Origin of the sequence: Kitasatospora sp. NPDC058048 (genome assembly GCF_042885555.1) — a bacterium.
GTDB classification, from domain to species: domain Bacteria; phylum Actinomycetota; class Actinomycetes; order Streptomycetales; family Streptomycetaceae; genus Kitasatospora; species Kitasatospora lactacystinica.
Genome location: NZ_JBHVRT010000010.1, coordinates 12738 through 34032, shown reverse-complemented (window position 1 = coordinate 34032; position 21295 = coordinate 12738). Strand labels below are relative to the sequence as shown.

General features: G+C 74.7%; 15 protein-coding genes and 3 tRNA genes. 3 read left to right on the top strand and 15 right to left on the bottom strand.

The genetic code is table 11. The features are described 5' to 3' along the window. Positions 1 to 78: 78 nt before the first annotated feature. From ACFVVA_RS13230 to ACFVVA_RS13215, 4 genes are all read right to left on the bottom strand, one after another. The gene (locus ACFVVA_RS13230; RefSeq protein WP_387688820.1) at positions 79 to 3153 is read right to left on the bottom strand and encodes an Ig-like domain-containing protein; all 3075 of its coding nucleotides are present in this window, start codon (positions 3151 to 3153) and stop codon (positions 79 to 81) included. A gap of 361 nt (positions 3154 to 3514) precedes the next feature. Continuing rightward, a tRNA-Arg gene (locus tag ACFVVA_RS13225) sits at positions 3515 to 3590 on the bottom strand. Positions 3591 to 3621: 31 nt separating this feature from the next. Beyond that, positions 3622 to 3697, bottom strand: a tRNA-Arg gene (locus tag ACFVVA_RS13220). A 232-nt stretch (positions 3698 to 3929) separates the two neighbouring features. Continuing rightward, positions 3930 to 4023, bottom strand: a tRNA-Ser gene (locus ACFVVA_RS13215). 177 nt (positions 4024 to 4200) lie between these two features. Between ACFVVA_RS13215 and ACFVVA_RS13210 the strand changes: the two genes are divergently transcribed. Continuing rightward, a complete protein-coding gene (locus tag ACFVVA_RS13210; RefSeq protein WP_387688818.1) occupies positions 4201 to 7749 on the top strand; it encodes a PAS domain-containing protein in 3549 nt (1182 codons plus the stop codon). A 100-nt stretch (positions 7750 to 7849) separates the two neighbouring features. On the opposite strand, the gene ACFVVA_RS13205 is transcribed toward ACFVVA_RS13210, so the two are convergent. The 6 genes from ACFVVA_RS13205 to ACFVVA_RS13180 form a co-directional block, all read right to left on the bottom strand. Continuing rightward, the gene (locus ACFVVA_RS13205; RefSeq protein WP_387688816.1) at positions 7850 to 9511 is read right to left on the bottom strand and encodes a long-chain fatty acid--CoA ligase; all 1662 of its coding nucleotides are present in this window, start codon (positions 9509 to 9511) and stop codon (positions 7850 to 7852) included. A 128-nt stretch (positions 9512 to 9639) separates the two neighbouring features. Continuing rightward, positions 9640 to 10203, bottom strand: a complete 564-nt coding sequence (locus tag ACFVVA_RS13200; RefSeq protein WP_387688814.1) for a hypothetical protein — start codon at positions 10201 to 10203, stop codon at positions 9640 to 9642. Continuing rightward, positions 10200 to 11381, bottom strand: a complete 1182-nt coding sequence (locus ACFVVA_RS13195) for a hypothetical protein (protein WP_387688812.1) — start codon at positions 11379 to 11381, stop codon at positions 10200 to 10202. The genes ACFVVA_RS13200 and ACFVVA_RS13195 overlap by 4 nt, the downstream gene beginning before the upstream one ends. Before the next feature lie 2 nt (positions 11382 to 11383). Next, the gene (locus ACFVVA_RS13190; RefSeq protein ID WP_387688810.1) at positions 11384 to 11782 is read right to left on the bottom strand and encodes a hypothetical protein; all 399 of its coding nucleotides are present in this window, start codon (positions 11780 to 11782) and stop codon (positions 11384 to 11386) included. Between the two features lie 119 nt (positions 11783 to 11901). Beyond that, a complete protein-coding gene (locus tag ACFVVA_RS13185) occupies positions 11902 to 13152 on the bottom strand; it encodes a hypothetical protein (RefSeq protein ID WP_387688808.1) in 1251 nt (416 codons plus the stop codon). A gap of 44 nt (positions 13153 to 13196) precedes the next feature. Further along, positions 13197 to 14069, bottom strand: a complete 873-nt coding sequence (locus ACFVVA_RS13180; RefSeq protein ID WP_387688806.1) for a glycoside hydrolase domain-containing protein — start codon at positions 14067 to 14069, stop codon at positions 13197 to 13199. Positions 14070 to 14221: 152 nt separating this feature from the next. Between ACFVVA_RS13180 and ACFVVA_RS13175 the strand changes: the two genes are divergently transcribed. Beyond that, positions 14222 to 15289 (top strand): DMT family transporter, encoded by a 1068-nt coding sequence (locus ACFVVA_RS13175; protein WP_387688804.1) that lies wholly within the window; start codon positions 14222 to 14224, stop codon positions 15287 to 15289. 81 nt (positions 15290 to 15370) lie between these two features. Here the strand turns inward: ACFVVA_RS13175 and ACFVVA_RS13170 are convergent, their stop codons facing one another. After that, on the bottom strand, positions 15371 to 16159 hold the full coding sequence (locus ACFVVA_RS13170) for a pyridoxal 5'-phosphate synthase (protein ID WP_387688802.1): 789 nt from the start codon (positions 16157 to 16159) through the stop codon (positions 15371 to 15373). A gap of 444 nt (positions 16160 to 16603) precedes the next feature. Continuing rightward, entirely contained in the window at positions 16604 to 16933 is a 330-nt protein-coding gene (locus tag ACFVVA_RS13165; protein WP_387688801.1) for a hypothetical protein, read from the bottom strand. Here ACFVVA_RS13165 and ACFVVA_RS13160 point away from each other — a divergent pair. Beyond that, positions 16932 to 17087, top strand: a complete 156-nt coding sequence (locus ACFVVA_RS13160; protein WP_387688799.1) for a hypothetical protein — start codon at positions 16932 to 16934, stop codon at positions 17085 to 17087. The genes ACFVVA_RS13165 and ACFVVA_RS13160 overlap by 2 nt on opposite strands. Before the next feature lie 304 nt (positions 17088 to 17391). Here ACFVVA_RS13160 and ACFVVA_RS13155 read toward each other — a convergent pair whose 3' ends face one another. From ACFVVA_RS13155 to ACFVVA_RS13145, 3 genes are all read right to left on the bottom strand, one after another. Continuing rightward, positions 17392 to 18756 carry an FAD-binding oxidoreductase gene (locus tag ACFVVA_RS13155; protein ID WP_387688797.1) on the bottom strand — a complete coding sequence of 455 codons (1365 nt, stop codon included), beginning with the start codon at positions 18754 to 18756 and terminating at the stop codon, positions 17392 to 17394. Between the two features lie 126 nt (positions 18757 to 18882). Then, entirely contained in the window at positions 18883 to 20100 is a 1218-nt protein-coding gene (locus ACFVVA_RS13150; RefSeq protein WP_387688795.1) for an MFS transporter, read from the bottom strand. 209 nt (positions 20101 to 20309) lie between these two features. Then, entirely contained in the window at positions 20310 to 21137 is an 828-nt protein-coding gene (locus ACFVVA_RS13145; RefSeq protein WP_387688793.1) for a MerR family transcriptional regulator, read from the bottom strand. Between the last annotated feature and the right edge of the window lie 158 nt (positions 21138 to 21295).

The window sequence follows — 21295 nt, the reverse complement described above, 5'->3', positions numbered from 1 at the left end:
GACATTTACTGACGAATCATCCAAAGCCGACCTGACGCGCAGGCACATGAGCGGATGGTCGGGACAGTTCGGCGCCGATCAGCGTCGAGGAGCACCGGCCCTGCGGGCGAACACCCGACGGGTGATCAGCCCCAGGCCGGTGAGCACCAGCAGGACTCCGGCGAGTCCACCGCGCCGGCCGGCCTCCCCGGGCGGTCCGGACGCGCCCTGCGACGCCTCCGCCGGAGGCGCCGCCAACGGCCGGGCCGCGTCCCGGGTGGACGCGACGGGTTCGGCGGCGGCCCCGGCCGAGTCGGCAACTCCGGCGGCCGTTCCGGCGCTTCCGGCCGGCGAGGGCGCGGACTGCACCGCGGCGACGGCGGCCGGCAAGGCGCCGACACCGTCGGCCGGGGCCGGGGCCGGAGGCGGAGCCGGCGAGACGGTCGCGGTGGGCAAGGGGATCGGGGCGACGGGCCCGGTGGACGCGACGGACGCGGTGGTCACGGTGGCCGCCGCCGGGACCGAAGCGCTCGGACGCGACTTCGCTGCCACCGACGACGCCGTCACCGGACCCGCCGTCACCGGCCGGGCTCCCGCCGACGGAACCACGATCGGCAGCGCCGCGGGCACCTGCGAAGGCACCGCCGCGACCGACGGACTCGGCGAGGCCACCGCCGAACCCTGAGCACTCGGGCCCGACCCGGCGAGGTGCGACGGCACCGCCGACGCACCGGACGCCACCGCCGACGCACCGGCCGCCACCGGGCTCGGCGCCGCCGACCCGGGTGCCACAGGACTCGCCGCCGGACCGGACGCCGTCACCGTCGTCGCTGCCGTCGTCGGGCTGGGCCGGGCCGAGGCCGAGGCCGACCGGGTCGGGCTCCCGGCCACCGGGCTCGACACCCCCGTGGCCGGAGCCGAAGCCGTCGGACCGACCGCCGTCGAACTCTGTGCCGTCGGGCTCGGCGACACCGAACCCGACACCGCGGGGCCCGACGCCGCCGGACCGGGCACCGCGGGGCCCGGCGCCGCCGGATCGGGCACCGCCCCCGCGGCGGCGACCCGTACCGGCACCGGCTCCGCCGCGACCTCGTTGCCCGCCCGGTCGGTCGCCGTGACGAGCAGCCACTGGTCCCCGTCCGTCAGGTCCCGGTTGGCCGTGCAGCTCCAGCTCCCGTCGAACGCCGCCGTGGCCCCGCAGAGCACCGTCCGCCGTTCCGTCTCCGAGGACGCCCCGGGCCGCACCGTGACCAGCACGTTCCCTCCCGGCTCCGCCCGGCCGGCCAGCTTCGGCCGACTGACCCGCACGGTCTCCCCCGGGGCCGGGGAGGTGAGCACCGGCCGCTGCGGCAGGCCGGTGTCGACGACCAGCTCCACCGGCGGCCCGGCCGTCCGGTTCCCCGCCGCGTCGACCGCGACCGGGGTGAGCAGGTGCTTCCCGTCCGTCAGGTTCTCGACCGGCAGGCACGACCACCGGCCGTCCGCCGGCACCCCCGTGATGCACAGGTCGTCGCCCGAGCCCCGTTCGGCCACCGAGACGGTGCTGCCCGCCTCGCCGGTGCCGGTGAGCCGGAGCCCCGGGTCGTTGGTGTAGGCGGGGACGGTGAGCGTGGGGGCGCCCGGCGGCACGCTCTTCACGCTGACCCCGACCGGCTCGCCGCGCAGCACCACGCCGCCGATGGTGGTCTCCACCGGGGTGAGGGCGTGCGGACCGGCCGCCAGCCCGGTGTCGGGGCGGCAGGACCAGTCGCCGCCGCGCAGGACCTTGGCCTTGCAGAGCGCGGTGTCGCCCTCGACGACCTCCACCGTGGCACCGGACACCGCGCCCCCGCCGGCGATCCGCGGGCGGGCGTCGGCGAGCACGGCCCCGTCGACCGGCTCGGCGATCTCCGGCAGGGCCGCGCCGACGGTCAACTCGATCCGCTGGTCGGTGACCTGTCCGGAGTCGGCGAACCCACCGGAGGAGACGAGCTGGCCGGCGTCGCGGCCGATCCGCAGCCGGGCCCAGGTCCCGCCGGAGGCCGCACCGGCCGGGACGGTCCACTCCAGGGTGGCGGTGTCGGCGCCCGGCGGGACCTCGGTCTGCACCCGCTCGGCGGGGTCGAACCGGCCGGTGCGGTCGAAGTCGATCCAGCCGGCCAGGGTCGCGGGCTGGTCGCCGACCGCGACCGGGACGGTGAGCCGGTAGTAGCTGCCGATCGCGGCCTCGGCGGGGAAGACGATCGCCGGGTCGGCGCCCTGGTACTCGCCGCGGCCGGGCTGGAGCCCGGCCCGGGGGCCGTCGAACGGGCTGTGCGGGGCCGCCCCGTGGTCGGGCCGGACCAGCGGCCCGCTGCCCGGGTCCTTGGCGGAACGACTGCCGGCGGTGCGCGCCGGAGCGGCCGCGTCGGCGCCCAGGAAGAGGTCGGTGACCACGTGCGAGGCGTTGCCGTAGTCCTGCGGGGCGGTGCCGAGGCCCTCGTCGACGGTGACGGTGTAGGCCTGGCGCAGGACGGGCGGGGCGGTGGTGCTGCCGGCCCGGGCGACGGAGCGCTGCTCGACCCGGAACACCGCGGTGCGGACCGTGCCGGCCAGCTCCAGCGAGCCCTCGGCCGCCGAACCGGGATCGCCGTCGGACGCCCCGTCCGGGCTCGTGGGGGCGAGGACGTTGCCCTCGACCGTCCAGCCGGGCCAGTCCGTGCGGTCGACCAGGGCGGGGGCGGCCGGCGAGCCTCCGGTCACGGTCAGCCGGGTTGCCGTGCTGGTGCTACCGGAATTCCCGGTGGCGAGCGCGGCCAGGCCGCTGAGGTGCAGCCGGGGATTGCGGACCGGGCGGGAGAAATCCAGCCGGAGCGTTCCCACGGTGCGCCAGGAGCCGTCCGCCTGCGGGCGGTCGGGGGCGAGGTCGAAGGTCTGCGCGGGATCTCCCGGCCGCATTCCGTCGGCATAGCGGGCGGCGGGGAGACCGGCGGCGGAGCGGTCCGCCAGTTCGCCCGGTGCGGCGGTGACGCTGGTGCCCGGGGCGGCGTCGAGATCGAACCGGACCGAAAGCCCGGAGGGCAGCACCGCCCGGTGCTCGGAAGACCAGGTGTCGGGGGACTGGCGGGCCTCCGAGAGCGGGGCGTTCCACGTGGTCAGCAGCCCGGTCGCGAGGACGGCCAGGGCGGCAGCCGTAAGGGAAAACTGTCGGCTCATCCGGCTCTCCTTCGCGGTCGGCTGCCGGGCTGGCGGGCAGGCGGGCAGGCTGCACAAGATCCGACAAAAAGGAATCACGACCCTGGGCCGGGCATACGGCGACACCTGTGCTTTTGGCCGTGTCCCACCCGATCGGCGGTCATTCGGGCGGCAGGACGGGATGTACCCGAAACAGCTGCATTTCATCCATTAGGCGGCAATCGGCACCACTCGAACGGACGCAAGAACGGGAACTCCGGACCCATCCGGGGGACACCGGCCTCCGGGACGGAACCATCCACCGCAAGGCTCTGTTCGAATCAGAGGTTCGGCGCGCCGGGGAACGGAAGAAGCCCCCGGCCGGTGGCCGGGGGCTTCTCGATGGTGCGCTCAGCAGGATTCGAACCTGCAACCTCTTGATCCGTAGTCAAGTGCTCTATCCGTTGAGCTATGAGCGCAAGGAACGGGCGAACCCGATCTTGCGAAGGTTGGTGCGCTCAGCAGGATTCGAACCTGCAACCTCTTGATCCGTAGTCAAGTGCTCTATCCGTTGAGCTATGAGCGCTCGCCCTGGTGAACGTTGTCTCCGGGGCGTTGCGGGGACAACATTACATGACCTGCGGCGTAGGACGAAATCGGTTGATCCGGGCCCCCGCCGGCCCCCTCCGGCCCCGCCGCGGCCGCGCTCGGGGCCCCGCTCCGGGCCGCAGCCGCACCCGTACCCGCACCCGTACCCGCACTGTGTCCGGGAACGCGAAGAGCCCCCGTCGACGAGATCGTCGACGGGGGCTCCCGACTGGCGGAGGCTGAGGGATTTGAACCCTCGATCAGGAATAACCCCGAAACCGCATTAGCAGTGCGGCGCCATAGACCGGACTAGGCGAAGCCTCCCCACATGGATCGCATCCGCGCGAGCGGACCCGTTCCGTGTGTCAGTGATGATGCCACAACCGTGGGGCTCGGCACCAACCACCGCCAACGTTACTAGGCGGGTCGACCCCGCCGCAAAGAAGAATGAGATACTGCCGTCTCCGGAGGAGCTGCCCCGAGCCGAGGAGACCTGTCGACGTGAGCAGCAGGCCGATCCGAGGCGCTGCTCGCCTCGCCGCCATACTCGACGCCCTGCCCGACGCGTTGCTGCTGGTGAACAGCAACGGCACCGTCGTGGACGCCAACAGCGCGGCGGTCCAGGCGTTGCAGGCGCCGGGCACCTCACTGGTCGGCATGGGCGTGCTGGGTCTGCTGCCGGAGTTCGACCCCAGCCGCATCCCCGGCTCGATGCGCCCGGCCACCCGCGACGACGAGGCCCTCGACCGCCCGGTCCGGATGACCGCCCACCGCACCGACGGCACCACCTTCCCGGTCGAGGTCTCCGGCAACGACTTCGCCGACGACGGCGACGGCCGCGGCTACGCGCGCTCCCCGTACGACTCGTACCGCGAGAACTCGCCCTCCTCCTCCGACCTGCTCCTGCTGCTGGTCCGCGACCTCTCCGGCCGGCTCGGCGTCGAGGCCGAGCTGCGCCGCCAGCACAAGCAGACCGAGATGATCCTGCGCGCCGCCGCCGAGGGCGTGCTCGGCGTGGACCTCGAAGGCCGCTGCGTGCTGGTCAACCCGGCCGCCGCGCACATCCTGGAGTACCGGGCGAGCGAGCTGGGCGGGCGCGAACTGCACCCGCTGATCCAGCACTCCCGGGCCGACGGCACCCCGCTGGCGCTGGAGGAGTCGGCGCTGCTCGACACTCTGACCTCCGGCCGCAAGCACCGGGTGCGCGGCACCGTGCTGTGGCGCAAGGACGGCCGGCCGGTCACCGTCGACCTCACCACCGCCCCGGTCCGGGACGGCGACCAACTGGTCGGCGCGGTGATGACCTTCACCGACCGCAGCCGCGAACTCGCCCTGGTCGCCCGCAACGAGCACCTCACCGCCGTCCTGGAGAGCGAGCTGGGCGGCGCGCTGAACGCGCTGAACCAGCGGCTCGACGCGCTCGCCGCCGACCCGGCCGGCCAGCTCTGGCCGGAGGCCAACTGGACACTGCGCCGGCTGGCCGCCGAGTGCCGCCGGTTCGGGAAGCTGATCGACGGGGTGCTCGACCACCAGCGCTGCGAGGCCGGCGAGAGCGCCGGCAGCGAGGCCAAGGACGGCAAGGACAGCAAGGACGGCAAGGAGCCCAAGGCCGGCAAGGACGCCAAGGACGGGCGGACGCCCGCGCCCCGGGTGCCGGTCGGCCTGGACAAGGTGGTCCGCCGGGCCGTCGACGTGGCCGGCGAGCTGGTCGGCCCCGGCCGGGTGCGGTTCTCGGTGCACGCCGCCGCGGTCGAGGTGATCGCCGACGAGCGGCGGCTCGCCCAGGCACTGGCCCACCTGGTCGCCGACGTCAGCGGCATCGGACTGGCCCTGGACCCCCCCGACGCCCCCTCCCCCGGTCTGGCCGTGCCCGGGCTGAACGGCGCCGCCACTCCCGCGCTGCCGCCCGCACCCGACCTGCCGACCGTCGTGCTGGCCGCCGCCCAGCGCGGCGAGGTCGCCCGGGTCGAGATCCGCGGCCCCGGCGTCGGCGGCAGCCCCGTCCACCTGCCGATAGCCCGCGCGGTGGTCGAGCGCCACGGCGGCGTGCTCCAGCCGCACGAGCTGCCCGGCAAGGCCGGCACCACGTACGTCGTCGAGCTGCCGCTGGACCCGGTCGCCGCGAAGGCCGCCGCCGAGCGCGCCGCCGCCGAAGGCCGCTCCGACCGGCCCAAGGAGAGCGACAGCGCCGTCCTGCCCGAACTTCCGGGCATCCCGCAGCTGCCCAGCAGCGGTGAGAGCACCGAGCCCGCGGCGACCGCCGAACAGCCCGGCGCCGAGGCCCCCGCAGCCCCCGCCGCGGAGCGGGCACCCGCCGAGGAGCCTCCCGCCGAACGGCGCGGCCGCCGAGGCCGACCGGCCGCCGAGGCCCCGGAGGCCGACACCCCCGGCGTCCCCGGCACTCCCGGCACTCCCGATGCCCCCGACATTCCGGCCGACCAGTGGCCGAACGCCCCCGCCCGGGTCGAGCGGGCCGTCCCCGAGCAGTGGAACGGCACCGGCAACGACCCCGCGTACGGCCGCCAGGGCCTGCCCGGACCGGACGGTGCCCAGAGCGACCCGTGGGGCAAGGACGACGGCCGCTCCGGCCCCGCCTACGCCGTGCCCGTCGAGGGCCACCGGGCGCCGCCGAACCGCCCCGGCGGGCGCGAGCCGCTCGCGCTCGGCCCGGCCCCCGCGCCCACCGCCCCGGACGGCACCCCGCCGACCGGCACCCCGACCGCCCCGACCACCGAGGCCGGTCAGGAGCAGGCCCCGGGCGAGACCAAGCACCGGCGCCGCCGCGCGCTGCCCTCGACCGAGGAGTCCTCCGGCGGCTTCGCCCTGCCCGGAGCGGCCGACGCCCCGGTCTACCCCGGCCTGGAGCACGCCCTGCCCGCCGGTCCCGCGCCCGCGCTGCCCGAACCGGGCGCCGCCGCGCCGACCGGACGCCGCCGCCGACTGGCCGTCCCGCCGGGACCGGACCCGGAGGCCCTGGTGAACGCCTCCGTTCCGGCCGGTCCGGTCGGCCAGGTCGAGCACGTCGGCCAGGTCGGCCAGGTCGGCCAGGCACTGCCCTCCCCCGGCACCGCGCTGGCGCCCGCCCGCGCCGCCCTGCCCGCCGCCGAGGAGCCGTCCGGCCCCCGCCCGGTCGGCACCGGCCTGGGCGAGCTCGCCCCGCCGCGCCAGCTCGGCCCCGCGCCCGTGCCCGCCACCGCGCCGCAGCCGCCCGTACCGGCCGAGGCCCACCGGACCGCGCCGCGCGCGATGGCCGAGCTCCCGCCCGCCGACGAGCGGCCCGCAGACGAGCAGCCGTCCGCCCCGACCGGCGAACTGGCCAACACCCGTCGGCTGCTGGTCTGGCCCGAGCCCGACCCCGCCACCAAGCAGGCCCTCCAGGCGCGCGGCTACCTGCCGGTGATCGTCCGCTCCCGCGAGGAGGTGGACGCCCAGGTCCCCGGCTTCCCCGCCGCCCTCTTCGTCGACCCGCTGACCGGTCCGATCACCCGCACCGCGCTCCAGTCGCTGCGCACCGCGGCGCTCAACCGCCGGGTCCCGGTGCTGGTCACCGCCGGCCTCGGCCAGGCCACCCGGGACGCGGCGTACGGGGCCGACCCGGCCGTCCTGCTGCGCGCCCTCGCACCGCGCGACGGCGAGCACCACGCCCCGCGGGTGCTGCTGGTCGAGGGCGACCCGGACATCGCCGCCGCCATGATCAGCAGCCTGGAGCGGCGCGGCATGCACGTCGAGCACGCGGTGGACGAGAACGACGCGGTGGCCCGGGCCAGCAGTGTGCAGCCCAACCTGGTGGTGATGGACCTGCTGCAGATCCGCCGTCGCCGGGTCGGCCTGCTGGACTGGCTGCGCGCCAACGACCGGCTGCACCGCACCCCGCTGGTGGTCTACACCTCCGTGGACCTCGACCCGCGCGAACTGCCCCGGCTGCGCACCGGCGAGACCGTGCTCTTCCTCGCCGAGCGCTCGACCAGCGAGGACGTCCAGTCCCGGATCGTCGACCTGCTCGGGCGGATCGGTGCGATGGGCGAGGCGGGCGTCGCCGCCGCAGGCTGACTCCGCCGCGGGTCGGCTCTCTGCGACTCCCGGGCACTCGGGCACGTGAAAGGGCCGGCCGCCCCCGTTCCGTACGGGGGCGGCCGGCCCTTTCGGCCGGTCACTCCTTGCCGAGCACCGTGACGTCCAGCTCCTGCGCCGCGTAGCCGGCCCGGATCACCTTCTTGTCGAACTTGCCGACCGAGGTCTTCGGCACCGACTCCACGATCGCCCAGCGCTCCGGCAGCTGCCAGGAGGCGATCCGCTCGCCCAGGAAGGCCCGCAGCTCCTTCAGACCGACGGTCGCGCCCGGGCGCAGCACCACGGTCGCCAGCGGGCGCTCGCCCCACTTCTCGTCCGGGACGGCGACCACGGCGGCCTCGGCCACGTCGGGGTGGGCCATCAGGGCGTTCTCCAGCTCGACCGAGGAGATCCACTCGCCGCCGGACTTGATGACGTCCTTGGCCCGGTCGGTGAGGGTCAGGTAGCCGTCCGCGGTGATCGTGCCGACGTCGCCGGTGCGCAGCCAGCCGTCCTCGGAGAACTTGTCGTCCGGGCGGACCGGGTCCTGGCCGGCGCCGCCGTAGTACGCCCCGGCGATCCACGGGCCGCGCACCTCCAACTCGCCCGCCGAGACGCCGTCGTGCGGCATCCGCTCGCCGCCCGGGCCGATCAGCCGGGCCTCGACGGAGGCCGGGAAGACGCCCTGGGTGACCCGGTACGGCCACTCCTGCTCGGGGGTGAGGCCGCCCGGCGGCTGGGCGAAGGAGCCGAGCGGGGAGGTCTCGGTCATGCCCCAGGCGTGCAGCACCCGGATGCCGTGGCGCTCCTCGTAGGCCTTCATCAGCGACGGCGGACACGCGCTGCCGCCGATGACCACCATGCGCAGGCTGGAGGTGTCGTAGTCGCCCGCGTCGAGTTCGTCCAGCAGACCGGCCCAGATGGTGGGGACGGCGGCGCTGACGGTCGGGCGGACGGCGGCGATCATCTCGGCCATCGGCTTGGGCTGGAGGAAACGATCCGGCATGAGCAGGTTGGCGCCGGACATGAAGGCCGCGTGCGGGATGCCCCAGGCCTGGACGTGGAACATCGGCACCACCGGCAGCGCGGTGTCGCGCGGAGTGAAGGCGAAGTTGTCGCCGGTGTTCACCTGGAGGCAGTGCAGGTAGACCGAGCGGTGGCTGTAGAGCACGCCCTTCGGGTCCCCGGTGGTGCCGGAGGTGTAGCAGAGCACGGCGGCCCGCCGCTCGTCGATGTCGTGCTGCCACGGGTACTCGGTGGGCCGGCCGGCGATCAGCTCCTCGTAGTCGTGCACGGCGCCCGCGAAACCGGCCAGCACCGAGCGGTCGCCGGGGCCGCTCACCACGATGTGCCTGAGGGTCGGCGCGAGGTCCGGGAGGACGGCGGCGAGCAGCGGCAGGACGGTGCCGTTGACGATGATCACGCGGTCGGCGGCGTGGTTGACGATGAACGACAGCTGCTGGGAGGGCAGCCGCAGGTTCAGCGTGTGCAGCACGGACCCCATCGCGGGGACGGCGAGGTACGCCTCCAGGTGTTCGGTGTTGTTCCACATCAAGGTGGCCACCCGGTCGTCCGCGGTCACCCCCAGCTCGTCGCGCAGCGCGCACGCGAGCTGCGCGGCCCGCGCGCCGACCTCGGCATAGGTCCGGACGACCGGCCCGGTGCCGTCCCAGGTGGTCACGGTCGAGCGGCCGTGGATCGTCGACCCGTGCTCCAGGATTCGGGCGACGGTGAGCGGTACGTCCTGCATCGTGCTGAACACGGGTCCTCCTCGACCTGGCGGCACTGGGGGCTGCGCCTGCGGCACCTACCGGGCGGTAATGCGCGCGGACGTGCCCGATTGTGCCGCCCCCACCTCCCGCTGTCAGTATCCCGGCCCCGTTGCACGGATCACGGATTCGTCCCGGTTCCGCCCTCCGCCCGCTGCCGCACCCCCTCCGGCAGCCGGACCCGCACGTCCTCCGGGACGGCCCGGTACTGGCCGGCGGTGAGGGTCCGGCTCCGCCACACCCCGTCCGGGCCGGGCTCGACCACCCGCACCTCGTCCTCGGCCCCGACCGCGGCGCGATGCCGATCGGTGAAGATCCACACCTGTCCGCCGCCCGCCTGCCACCGGTACTCCGGCTGGTCCTTACCGCTGTCGTAGAGCGTGTCGTCCCGCCACAGCACGTCCTTCAGCGCGCCCTCGCCGCGCTTCGCCGGCGTGTACGCCCGCACCACCCCGCGCCACCGCTTGCTCCCGCCGGCGTCCGAGCTCTCCTCGACCAGCAGCGCGTACCGGTCGTACGGCGCGCGCACCCAGTAGTCGGGCCGGGCCTCGCTGCCCGTGTGGATCCGGTTGGTGTGCTCGGCGGGCGCCTCGTCCGCCCCTCCGCCGCAGCCGGCCAACGCCGACGTCAGCACCAGGGCCGCCAGCGCTCCGCTCCGTCGATGCGACTTCCGGTGCTCCGTCACTTCTTCGGCTGCCCACTGACGGTCGTGAGCACGTTCCCGTCCGCGTCGAGCCGGACCACCGACTCGCGGGGCCACGTCAGGTGGAACCGGAACGACTCCGCCTGCCCGAGCGAGATGACGTCCCCGATGCCCGCCTTCTCCTTGTCCGTCGAGTACTTGGGGTTCGGGTCCATGACGTCGTTCCAGGTGCACGCGGACTTGATGTGGACCTCGTACGTCCCGTCGGGCAGTTTGACCACCTGGCGGTTCCCCTTGATCCCGAACCCCCCGGCGGTGCTGTCCGTACCGTGGAGGTATTGGTAGCCGACCATTCCTTCACCGTTCTGGATCTCCATGGCCGTCGTGAGGTCGAAGCCTCCCGTACCGCCGTCTGGATGCTTCCGGACCGCCTCCTGCGCGATGTCCTCGAACTTCTTGTCCAGCTTGCCGTTGAGGGTGGTGTTCGCGCTCATGTAGTCGCTCCAGGACCTGTCATTGACGATCGACCAGTCTCCACCGCCGGTCAGATACCGCTCCAGAATCGCCCGGCCCGCCCAGTCACTGTTGAGATTGTCGTTGCTCCCGTCGCCTCCCTGTTCCCGGCCGGAGGCGCGGTCGCTCTCCTGCCTGCGGCCCCCGCGTTCGTCGCTGCCACGGAGCCAGCCGTTGGTGTTCGACGAGGTGTCGGGCTGGGCGAGGTTGAAGGAGAGGGCGGCGGAGAGCTCCTGGTCCGCCTGGGCGGCGAGGGTGAGCACGGCGACGACCCGGTCGCGGACGGCCGTCGCCGCACGACGCATGGCCGGCTCGTACTCCGTGTCGTGCTGGTCCGCGTAGCTCGCCTTCGGCCATTCGACGGAGGCGTCGTCCCGGACCGTGAACTCGGCTTTCCGTGCGCTCTCCAGCGCGTCGTTGAGCCCCTTCTGGGCCACGGAGAGCGCCCTGTGCGCGCGACGCAGCGCCTGGGCGTTGGCCCGGGTGGCCCTGGCTCCGGCATGCAGCGCTTCGCAGATCGCGCCGACCCGCTTCTTGGCGGCCTCAGCCGGATCACCCTTCCACTGCGCGCCGTCGAGAGCCGCCTTGAGGTCGCGATCGGCGTCGCTGGCGACGCCGTCCAGCCTGGTCGCCTCGGCGTCCCAGGCCTCGGCGGCGCCGAGCAGAGGGCCGAGCGAGAGCCCGCGGAGCTGTGGAACGGAAACCACCGTCAGTTCCCCCCGCCGAAGTTCCCCGATGTCGCCCGCTCGTGGGCGACGTAGGCGTTGACGGTCTGCCGTATGTTCTCCGCCGTCTGCCCGAGGTCGCTCTTCAGCGCGTTGAGGTTCTTCTCCCAAGCGTCGAGGGCCGACCCCACCACCGCGCCGGACGGCCAGGCCTCAAGCTGCTTCTGCGCGTCCCTGGTCTTCTCCGACACCTCGCCCGAACCGGCCTGGAGCCGGTTGAACAGCCCGTCCGCGTGCTCGCCGATCGGACGGAGCTTGTCCGGGTGCACTTCGACATCGGGCGCTGTCGGCGCCGGTCCCGGGGACGGGGCCGGGGCCGGTACCGGCGTGCCGGCCTTGGCCACCGGCCCGCCGCCGAAGGCCTCCCAGATCCTGTTCGACACCCGATCCCCCCGGTTCTTCCGGTTCCACGCCGTCCGGACGAATCTAGCCGGGGCGCGGGCGGTGATCCGGGGAATCGTCGAGAACCGGCGGTGAACGGCTCGGTGCGGCGGCGGGGAGGTCAGGGGAGGTCGGGGCGGGTGAGGCGGAGGGAGTTGGCGGGATCGGGGAGGTAGGCCGGGTCGAGGGTCCAGCCCTGTTCGGCGGCGATGCGCAGGGCCTGGTGGGCGCCGGCGCCGCGGTAGGTGGCGCGCTTGAGCTGGATGCGGTGCGCGGGGGTGGTGCCGGGGGTGCGGGCGGCGGCGCGGATGCGGGCGGCGTCGCGTTCGAGGATGCGGCGGATGTGGCGGTCCCAGGCTGCGGGGCTGTTGGTGAACTCGGCGCGGAAGGCGCGCGGGCCGACGGTCCAGCGGGCGCCCCAGCGGTCCCAGTGGTCGGGCTCGGGGCGGCTCACCCAGCAGGTGAGCAGGCCGTACACCGGGACGTAGAGGACCTGGAGCAGGAGGACGAACGGCAGCAGCGGCGCGAAGCGGACCGGCTGCGGGCCCCACGGGGTGCCGGGGGCGGCGGGCGGGTCCTGCGGGGAGGGGGCGTTCAGGGCGGCCGGGGCGGGGAAGTGGCGGGCGAGGCGGACGTGCCCGGTGTCCGTCCCGGACGCCACGCCGTGCCAGCCGTGCCGCTCCGCGAGCCGGACCACGCCGGCCGCGCCGAGACCGCGGTAGAACCGCAGCGGGAGTCCGACCCGCATCACCCGGCCGAGGTCGGCCCGCACCTCGCCGTCGCCGGCCGCGTGCGCCGCCTCGGCGGCGGCGATCCGGCGGGCCAGGATCGGGGCGACGTAGCGCTCCCAGTGCTCCGGCCGGCCGGAGAGTTCGGCCCGCAGCCGGCGGGGCGGGACGAAGCTGCGGTTGACCTTCAGCCAGCCGTCGGAGTCGGGGCCTCCCCCGTTGTAGTCCGCGAGGAGCAGGACGACGAAGAGCAGCACCAGGCCGAGGATCCAGAGCGGCGCGTAGATCCACTGGAGAACGAACTGGACCAGCACGGCCAGGCGGTTGCGGCGCGGCGCGGGGCCGGGGAAGCCGCCGGGGCGGGCGGCTCCGGGCTCCGGCGGGGCGCCGAACCGGTCGGCGGCGTACGGCTGTTGGGGGGCAGGGTGGGCCGGGTGGGCCGGGTGGGCCTGTTGCGGCGGGACGGCCTGCGGCTGCCGGGGCGGGTAGGGCTGCGGCGGCGGCACCGGCTGCGCGTACGGGTTCTGCTCGTACGGGTTCTGCGTGTAGGGGTGCTCTCCGTACGGCGGCTGTCCGTACGGGTTCTGCGGCGGCGGCGCGCCGTACCCGCCGGTGCTGCCGCCGTGCCCCTGCCCGTTCGCCATGCCGTTCCCCCGTGCTCGATCGGGGGCCACCCTACCGGCGAGGCTCAGTGGGCGGTCGGGCCGTCCACGTGGTTGCGGTCGACGGTGAGGGTGGCGCCGCCGAAGGTCTCCTCGACGTTCCCGTGGTACTGGTGGACGCGCTGGTGCAGGCTCCAGAGGTCGGGGGCGAGGCTGCCGGAGCCGTCGGTGTCGGCCCGGTCGTCCCAGCGGGCGTACCAGAGCGCGTCGGGCAGCGGGGAGCTGCCGGCGCGGGCGGCGGCGGCGAGGTCCGCGATGCCGGAGTCGAGGCTGGAGTAGAAGCCGGAGCGGTAGTCGGCGTCGTGCAGGGCCGCGGTCCAGCCGAGGGTGAAGTCGACCACGGCCTGGCCGCACGCCGGGTCGCCCACCGGGTAGGCCTCGATGTCCAGGTAGACCGGGCTGCCCTTGGCGAGCCCGAGCGCGCGCAGGGCCCGGGCGGCCTCCTCCGCCTCCTCCCGGCCCTGCTCGGCGGCCTTCGCCGGGTCGATCCGCCGGGGCTTGTGGCTCAGCTCGGCGCACGGCGCCTGCAGTCCGACGTGCACCGGCAGGAACCGCCAGCCCAGTGCCCGCGCCTGGAGCACCCACTCGGCGGTGAGCCGGGGCTGGTCGCAGCCGCGCTGGGAGCCGCTGGTGTAGATGCCGACCGCCCCGTACGGGGAGGCGTCGCGCCAGGTCTTCAGGGTGTCGAGCGACGGTGCGGTGCAGGCGTCGAAGGCGGGGCCGCTCCAGGTGTCGCGGACCCGGGGCGGGCCGGACCGGTCGGGCAGCGTGACGGCCCGGACGCGGGGGGCGGCGACGGCGGCCGGGACGGTGGCTTCGGCGTTCACGCCCGTCCCGTCGGTGGCCGGCAGGAGCACGAGGGCGGCGGCGAAGAGGGCGGCGGGGCGGAGAAGGCGCACCCCGCCTTGATACTGACGGTCCGTCTGGGGTTTGCCGCAACCACGCCGCAGCACCCGCGCGAGCCCACCCTTTCGGACGCACCCGTCCGCATCCGTCCCGATTTTTGTAACGAGCTTGCCCGTTCATCACTCCTTACGGCAAACTCACAAATATGCCCACCTCCCATACCAGCGAAACCCCTGCCGCCTCGTCGTCGGCCGCCGCCGTCGCCGAGGCCCTGGCCATGCCGCCCGCCCCCAAGGGCGAGCCTGCCGGCGAGCGGGGAAGCTGGCGACGAGGTGGGGCCTCCGGCCCCTCGGCGCCACCCGGGATCGACCCCGGCCGGTCCACCGGCCGGTTCGGCAAGGCCCTGCGGCGCCCGGAGAGGATCCCGGCGCCGCTTCTCTGTCTGACCGCGATGTTCCTGGTGCAGACCGGCATCGCCCTGTCCAAGCCGCTGTTCGGCCCGCTCGGCGTCAGCGGCACGACCTTCCTGCGGCTCGGCTTCGCCGCCGTCATCCTGCTCGCCGTCACCCGGCCCAAGCTCCGCGACAAGCGCCCGCGCGACCTCATCGCGGCCGCACTGCTCGGCGTGGCCTCGGCCGGGATGACCTTCCTGTTCGCCGGGGCGATCGACCGGCTGCCGATGGGCACCGCCGCCACCATCGAGTTCCTCGGCCCGCTCGCGGTCGCCCTGGTCTTCGCCCGGCGCGCCAGCCACCTGCTCTGGGCGCTGCTCGCGGCCGCGGGCGTGGTGCTGCTGACCCTGCTCGGCGAGGGGGACGGCGGCGGGTCGCTCGACCCGGTCGGCCTGCTCTACGCCTTCGGGGCGGCCGCCTGCTACGCCCTGTACATCCTGTTCACCGACAAGGTGGGCGCGACCTTCCAGGGCTTCCAGGGCCTGGCGGTGTCGATGACGGTCGGCGCGCTGGCGCTGGCGCCCTTCGGGCTCGGCCAGGCCTGGGACGGGCTGACCGCGCCCGGCGCCTCGCCACTGGGGCTGCTCGCCGCGGTGGCCGGGGTGTCGCTGCTGCTGCCGGTGATCCCGTACGCGCTGGAGATGACCGCGCTGCGACGGATGCCGCAGCGGGTGTTCAGCGTGCTGGTCAGCCTGGAGCCGGCGGTCAGCGCGCTGGTCGGGCTGGTGGTGCTGGGCCAGCTGCTGGGCGTGCCGCAGCTGGCCGGGATCGGCTGTGTGGTCGCGGCCAGCGTGGGCGCCACGCTGACCGGGCGGCGGTAGCCGCGCCTCCCCGGGGGGTCCTCCGCCGGGGAGGCGCGCCCCGGGACGGCCTGCTCCGGGACGGCCTGCCCCGGGGACGCCCTACGGCCAGAGCAGGGTGCGCGACCACTCCGGGGAACTGACCGGGCCGGTACGGGTGTAGCGCAGCCGGATGTGCCGGCGCTGGGCGTCGCCCTGCCAGAACTCCACCTCGTGCGCCCACAGGGTGTAGACCGCGTGCCCCGGCGCGACCGCGTCCGGGTACGTCTCCAGCCGGCGACGGGCGACCGCCTCCGCCTCGTCGTACTCGTCGACCGAGCCCAGCGGCTCGCTCTGCCGCCCGACCAGCGCGCCGACCCGGGCGGCGGGCGAGCGGGTGGCGAACTCGGCGGCGGCGACCAGGTCGGCGGCCCGCTCGACGGTGCCGCGCACCCGGACCTGGCGGCCCAGCTGCGGCCAGTAGACGGTCAGCGCGGCGGCCGGGTGACCGGCGAGCTGACGGCCCTTGGGGCTGTCGGCGGCCGCGGAGAAGTTCCAGCCGGTGCCGGCCGCGTCGACGTCGCGCAGCACCAGCACCCGGGCGTCCGGCATGCCGTCGGCGTCGACGGTCGAGAGGGTGAAGGCCTGCGGGTCCAGTACTCCGGCGTGCAGCGCGGTGGCGAGCCAGTCCACGAACAGCGGGCCGGGCTCGGTGGGGGCGGCCGCATGGTCGAAGGAGGGCAGCGGGCGGGCCATCGGCGGGCGGCCGAGCAGCAGCTCGGGGACGGACCTGGGCCCGGGCCGGTGCTCGTGGACCGGCTCGGCGGACGGCTCCGGGCGCGTGTCCGCCGCGGGCTCCGGTGCAGGCCTGGCCTCGCCCGGGCCCGTCAGGCCCTCCTCCTCCGCCGCCATCGCGCGCCCTTCCTTCCGATTGCCGCGGTCGCCGCCCCGGCCGGGCCGGCCCTTCGGGCCCGGGCACGTGGTGCGCTGTCGGAGCGCAACCGTACCGCCGTACGCCCACGGCTCCGGGCGCGGGCCCTCCGTGGACGGATCCGGGCCGGTCGGCGGGCGGTTCCGGGGCGGGCGCCGGACGCGCCGGCACCGGACACGCTTGTGGGCGGTGCCGGTGTCGGCACCGCCCACGAGGCCGGTTTCGCGGTGACCCTTTCCGCGGCCGGTCGAATGCGCTGTTCCCTCTGCTGTCCTGCGGTGGTACCTCGGTTTCCGTTACAACCGTTCCAACCGATCCGGCCGTTCCGACCCGGTCCGGGCCCGTCCGCGGCTGCTCAGCTCAGCCGCGGCCACCCACGTCCGGCGCCCCCGCCTTCCGTGGTGCCCGGTGCCGCATCACGGCGGTCAGTTGAAGGTCGGGGCGACGACGACGTTGACGTCCTTGTTGCCCTGACCGGCCTGGACGTTCCCCGCGTTGTCCTTCACCGCGACGGTGTTGTCCTGGTTCGAGCCGCCGGAACCGGTGGCGGTCTGCTGGGTGGAGACGTAGTTGCCGTCGACCCCGCCGAACACGTTGCCGGTACCGGTGGTGGAGACCGCTCCGGCGTTGGAGCCGCCCTCGGCACCCGCACCGTCGGCGGCGGCGGCGCCACCGGCACCGGCCAGCAGCAGACCGGCCGCGAGTGGGCCGGCGAACAGTAGTCCGACTGTTCGACGGGTATGGATGCGAGCCATGAATGCCTCCAAGGAGCTGTTCACCGGGCAATGGTCGATCAAGGTGTGCAAGGTTCGTCGACCGGACGAACACCTGCGGGCTGCGACGCCGGAACACAGCCTTCCGCAACAAATCGACAAAGCACTAGCTCCCGCAGTGATTTTCCCCCGTTAGCGTGATATCCAGCCGAGCGGCGCATGGCGGGCCGCAAAACCGGACCATGCGTCGATGCACCCCGTCCGAGCTGGGAATTCACCCGGACGGCCGAGGATCGGGGCGCCTCGGCGAGCGGCGCAAACGGCGTCACACGGTCCGCCGGTCGCACCACCCCGGCGCATGCGAACCCGTGAACGCGCCCCCGAAAAGTTCGGTCACCCTTCCATGTCGACTTTCCGACCATTCACCGACCATCGGAATGTCACACCAGGGCAGCAGGAGTGAAGACTTCGCCCGATCCGACGAGATGACTCAGTGGAAATCAGATCATCTTGCCGGGATTCAGAATTCCCAGCGGATCGAAGACCGCCTTCAGCTGCCGCTGCAGGTCCAGTGCCACCGGGCCCAGCTCACGGGCCAGCCAGTCCCGCTTCAGCAGCCCCACCCCGTGCTCCCCGGTGATCGTGCCGCCCAGCTCCAGCCCGAGCGCCATGATCTCGTCGAAGGAGCGCTGGGCACGGGCCGTCTGCTCCTCGTCCGAGGCGTCGAAGATGACGATCGGGTGGGTGTTGCCGTCCCCCGCGTGACTGACCACCCCGATGGTCAGCCCGTGCCGCTCGGCGATCGCCGCGACACCGTTCAGCATCTCCGCCAGCCGGGAACGCGGCACGGCCACGTCGTCGATCATCGTGGTGCCCAGCCGGTCCAGCGCGGGCAGCGCCATCCGCCGGGCGGCCAGCAGCAGATCGGACTCCGCCTGGTCCTCGGCCGGCACCACCTCCGCCGCCCCGGCCTCCCGGCACAGCTCCGCGACCCGCGCCAGCTCGGCCACCCGGTCCGGCCCGTCGAAGGCCACCAGCAGCAGCGCCCGGGTGGACTCCGGCAGACCCATCCGACCGAACTCGTTGACGGCCCGCACCGAGACCGCGTCCATCAGCTCCATCAGCGACGGGGTCAGACCCCGCGCCATCACCTCGCAGACCGCCGCACCGGCAGCGTCCGCGCTCGGGAACTCCGCCGCCAGCGCCAACTGCGGAGCGGGCGCCGGCCGCAGCGACAGAACCGCCCGGACCACCACACCGAGCGTCCCCTCCGAGCCGACGAACAGCCTGGTCAGGTCGTACCCGGCCACGCCCTTCGCCGTCCGGCGCCCGGTGGACAGCAGCCGCCCGTCCGCCAGCACCACGTCCAGCCCGAGCACGTACTCGCTGGTGACGCCGTACTTCACGCAGCAGAGCCCGCCCGCCCCGGTACCGATGTTGCCGCCGATCGTGCAGGACTCCCAGCTGGACGGGTCCGGCGGATAAGAGAGCCCCAACTCCTGGACAGCACGGGAGAGTTCGGCGTTCACCACACCGGGCTCGACCACCGCGATCCGGTTCACCGGGTCGATCTCCAGGATCCGGTTCAGCTTCACCAGCGACAGCACGACGCAGCCGTCCACCGCGTTCGCCGCACCCGACAGCCCGGTCCGGGCCCCCTGCGGCACCACCGGCACGCGCAACCCGGTCGCGGTGCGCAGCACGTGCTGCACCTGCTCGACCGTCTCCGGGAACACCACCACCGCGGGCTGCCCGGCCGCGCAGAAGCCCGCCATGTCGTGGCGGTACGCGGCGGTCACGTCCGGATCCACCACGACGGCCCCCTCCGGGAGGCCCTGCGCCAGTCGGTCCGTCAGATCACTCATCGCCGCCTCCACTCGCCGCCCGCCCGCCTCCACCTCCGCACTCTGCCCGGACGACCGGGGCCGAGCAAGTGGGCCGCGGGGCGGTCGGGGAACAGGAGGCGAACGGACCGGGGAACGCGGGGTGGCTCAGGCCCGGCGGAGGGCCGGGGCGGCCAGGGCGGCGAGCCCGGCGGCGGCGGTGGCCAGGGCGCAGAGCAGGGTGGGCAGGGCCGCGCCCGCCGCGTCCGCGAGCAGGCCCAGCAGGGAGTTCGAGAGCACCAGTGCCAGGCTCTGCACGAGCGTCAGCAGCGCCTGGACCCGGGAGAGATGGGTCGGCGGCGCGCCGGCCAGCACGAGCGGGCCGACGTGGCAGGCGAACAGCCCCGAGCCGAGGCCCGCCACCGCGCTGCCGGCCACCGCCGCCACCGGCCCCGCGGCCGACGCCAGCAGCGCGATCCCCACCGAGGCCACGCAGAGCCCGGCCGCCGCCCCCACCCCCGCCCGGGGCGAGGTGCCCCGCCGGGCGATCAGGCCGGCCACCGCCAGCACCCCGGCCGCCTGGCCGCCGCCCACCAGTCCCGCCGTCCCGGCCGCCCAGCCGTGCGTCCGGGCGAGCAGCGGACCGAGCAATGACACCACCGGCAGCAGCGCCCCGGCCGCCGCGCCGGTCAACAGCAGGGCGGCCCGCAGCAGCGGGTCGGCCACGGCGAGCCGGACGCCGGACGCCGCCTCGCGGAGCAGTCCGGCCCGCGGACCGGGCTGCCCGTCCTCCGGGGGCCGCACCCGCAGCAGGACCAGCAGCACGACCCCGAAACTCGCCGCGTCCGCGAGCGCCGCGCCGGACAGCCCGCCGGCCGCGACCAGCAGGCCGCCCAGCGGTGCGCCGAGCAGGACGGCGCTCTGCCCGCCGGCCTGCCGCAGGGCGAGTGCCCGGGGCAGCCGGTCCGCAGGCACCAGCCGGCGGGGCATCGAACCGCCGGCCGGGAGGTAGAAGGCGTCGACCGTCCCGATCACGGCCGCCGCCGCGACCAGCAGCCACAGCGGCGTCCCCCTGGAGGCCGCCACCAGCGCCAGCGCACCGGTCGCGACCAGCATCACCGTGTCCCCGGCGAGCATCACCCGACGGGCGCCGAAGCGGTCCGCGACCGCGCCGCCCAGCAGGACCAGCGCGGTGCGCGGCACCGTGATCGCCGTCAGGACCAGCCCGGCCGCGCCGCCGCCGTGCGCGGAGGCGGCCCAGCCGAGGGCGAAGTACAGCGCGGCGTCGCCCAGCAGTCCGGCCTGGACACCGGCCAGCCAGAGCAGGTACCTCCGCGGCAGCGCGGCCCACGAACCGACAGTGGCAGTGGCAGTGGCAGTGGTCATGCCGGGCGACGCTATGGCCCTCTCTTTCGGATCACGTCGGACCAGTGGGCGTCGTTGGAGTGCGTGCATCGGCGGTGCGGAGGAGGGAGTCCATGCGGAGCATCGGCGACCGACGACAAGCCGACGAGGTGCGTGCTCCGGCGGCGACCGCCTGGCGTGATCCGAAAGAGAGGGCCTAGGGCCCTCGACCCGGTCGAGGGCAAGCGCGGCTACCGCCGGACCACCGGCTCCTGCAGCTCGGTGACCCACCCGGCCCGGTCCTCCGGGCACTCCAGGTACAGCTCCCGGGCGTAGCCGGCCGAGCGGTAGCCGTTCTCCTCGATGAAGCGGGCCAGTTCCTGGCCGGTGCCCAGCACGTCGTCCATCGGGCCACGGTGCACGATCGTCGCCGCCTCCTCGATCGGCGGCAGGTCGAGCACCTCGAAGTCGTGCTCACCCGGCCGCACCGACGGGCCCACCGGGACGGCCACCAGGACCAGCACCGAGCCGTTGCCCTCCGGCGCGTCCTGGTAGCGGGCGACGGACGGGCCGGCCGCCTCGACCCCGGCCGCGGCCAGCCTCCGGCACAGTTCGGCGAACAGCGGCCCGATCACCGGGCCGATGTCCTCCGGCTCGTAACTCGCGGCCGCACCGGCCAGTTGGGCCACCCGGACGGACGGCACCGGCTTCACCACGACATCGTGTGCGGACATGGTCCCCTCGCTCTCGATCGTTCGGAGCCTCGCCTCCACCCGGGCGAGCCGCAGCTCGTCGGCGGCGATCGCCTCGGCGAGCTGGGCCCGCCGCAGCCGCAGCATGCCGCGCAGTTCGGCCGCGTCCACCTGCTCGTCCAGGACGGCGCGCACCTGCTGCAGGGTGAAGCCGAGCTCCTTGAGCGCGATCACCCGGTTGAGCCGGGCCAGTTGGGACGCCTCGTAGGAGCGGTACCCGCTGACCGGGTCCACCCGGGCGGGCCGCAGCAGCCCGATCGCGTCGTAGTGGCGCAGCATCCGTACCGACACCCGGCCGTGGCTGGCGAAGTCTCCGATGTTCAACATGGTGCGACCACTCCATCCCCTGCCACCGTGTCAGGGTCAACCCGGCCGCCCGCATCCGTTCCACGACGGTTCCGCGGCCTGCGCCCGCGACCGCCCGGGAAACACCGAGGGCGGGTGCCGAGCGAACTCGGCACCCGCCCTGAGCAGGTGGTTCTCCT

What these genes read in the sequence shown, in the direction of transcription:
- ACFVVA_RS13230 (WP_387688820.1), bottom strand. Translation starts at nt 3,153, where the DNA reads ATGAGCCGACAGTTTTCCCTTACGGCTGCCGCCCTGGCCGTCCTCGCG.
- ACFVVA_RS13185 (WP_387688808.1), bottom strand. Translation starts at nt 13,152, where the DNA reads ATGGCGAACGGGCAGGGGCACGGCGGCAGCACCGGCGGGTACGGCGCG.
- ACFVVA_RS13175 (WP_387688804.1), top strand. Translation starts at nt 14,222, where the DNA reads ATGCCCACCTCCCATACCAGCGAAACCCCTGCCGCCTCGTCGTCGGCC.
- ACFVVA_RS13170 (WP_387688802.1), bottom strand. Translation starts at nt 16,159, where the DNA reads ATGGCGGCGGAGGAGGAGGGCCTGACGGGCCCGGGCGAGGCCAGGCCT.
- ACFVVA_RS13160 (WP_387688799.1), top strand. Translation starts at nt 16,932, where the DNA reads ATGAATGCCTCCAAGGAGCTGTTCACCGGGCAATGGTCGATCAAGGTG.
- ACFVVA_RS13165 (WP_387688801.1), bottom strand. Translation starts at nt 16,933, where the DNA reads ATGGCTCGCATCCATACCCGTCGAACAGTCGGACTACTGTTCGCCGGC.
- ACFVVA_RS13155 (WP_387688797.1), bottom strand. Translation starts at nt 18,756, where the DNA reads ATGAGTGATCTGACGGACCGACTGGCGCAGGGCCTCCCGGAGGGGGCC.
- ACFVVA_RS13150 (WP_387688795.1), bottom strand. Translation starts at nt 20,100, where the DNA reads ATGACCACTGCCACTGCCACTGCCACTGTCGGTTCGTGGGCCGCGCTG.
- ACFVVA_RS13145 (WP_387688793.1), bottom strand. Translation starts at nt 21,137, where the DNA reads ATGTTGAACATCGGAGACTTCGCCAGCCACGGCCGGGTGTCGGTACGG.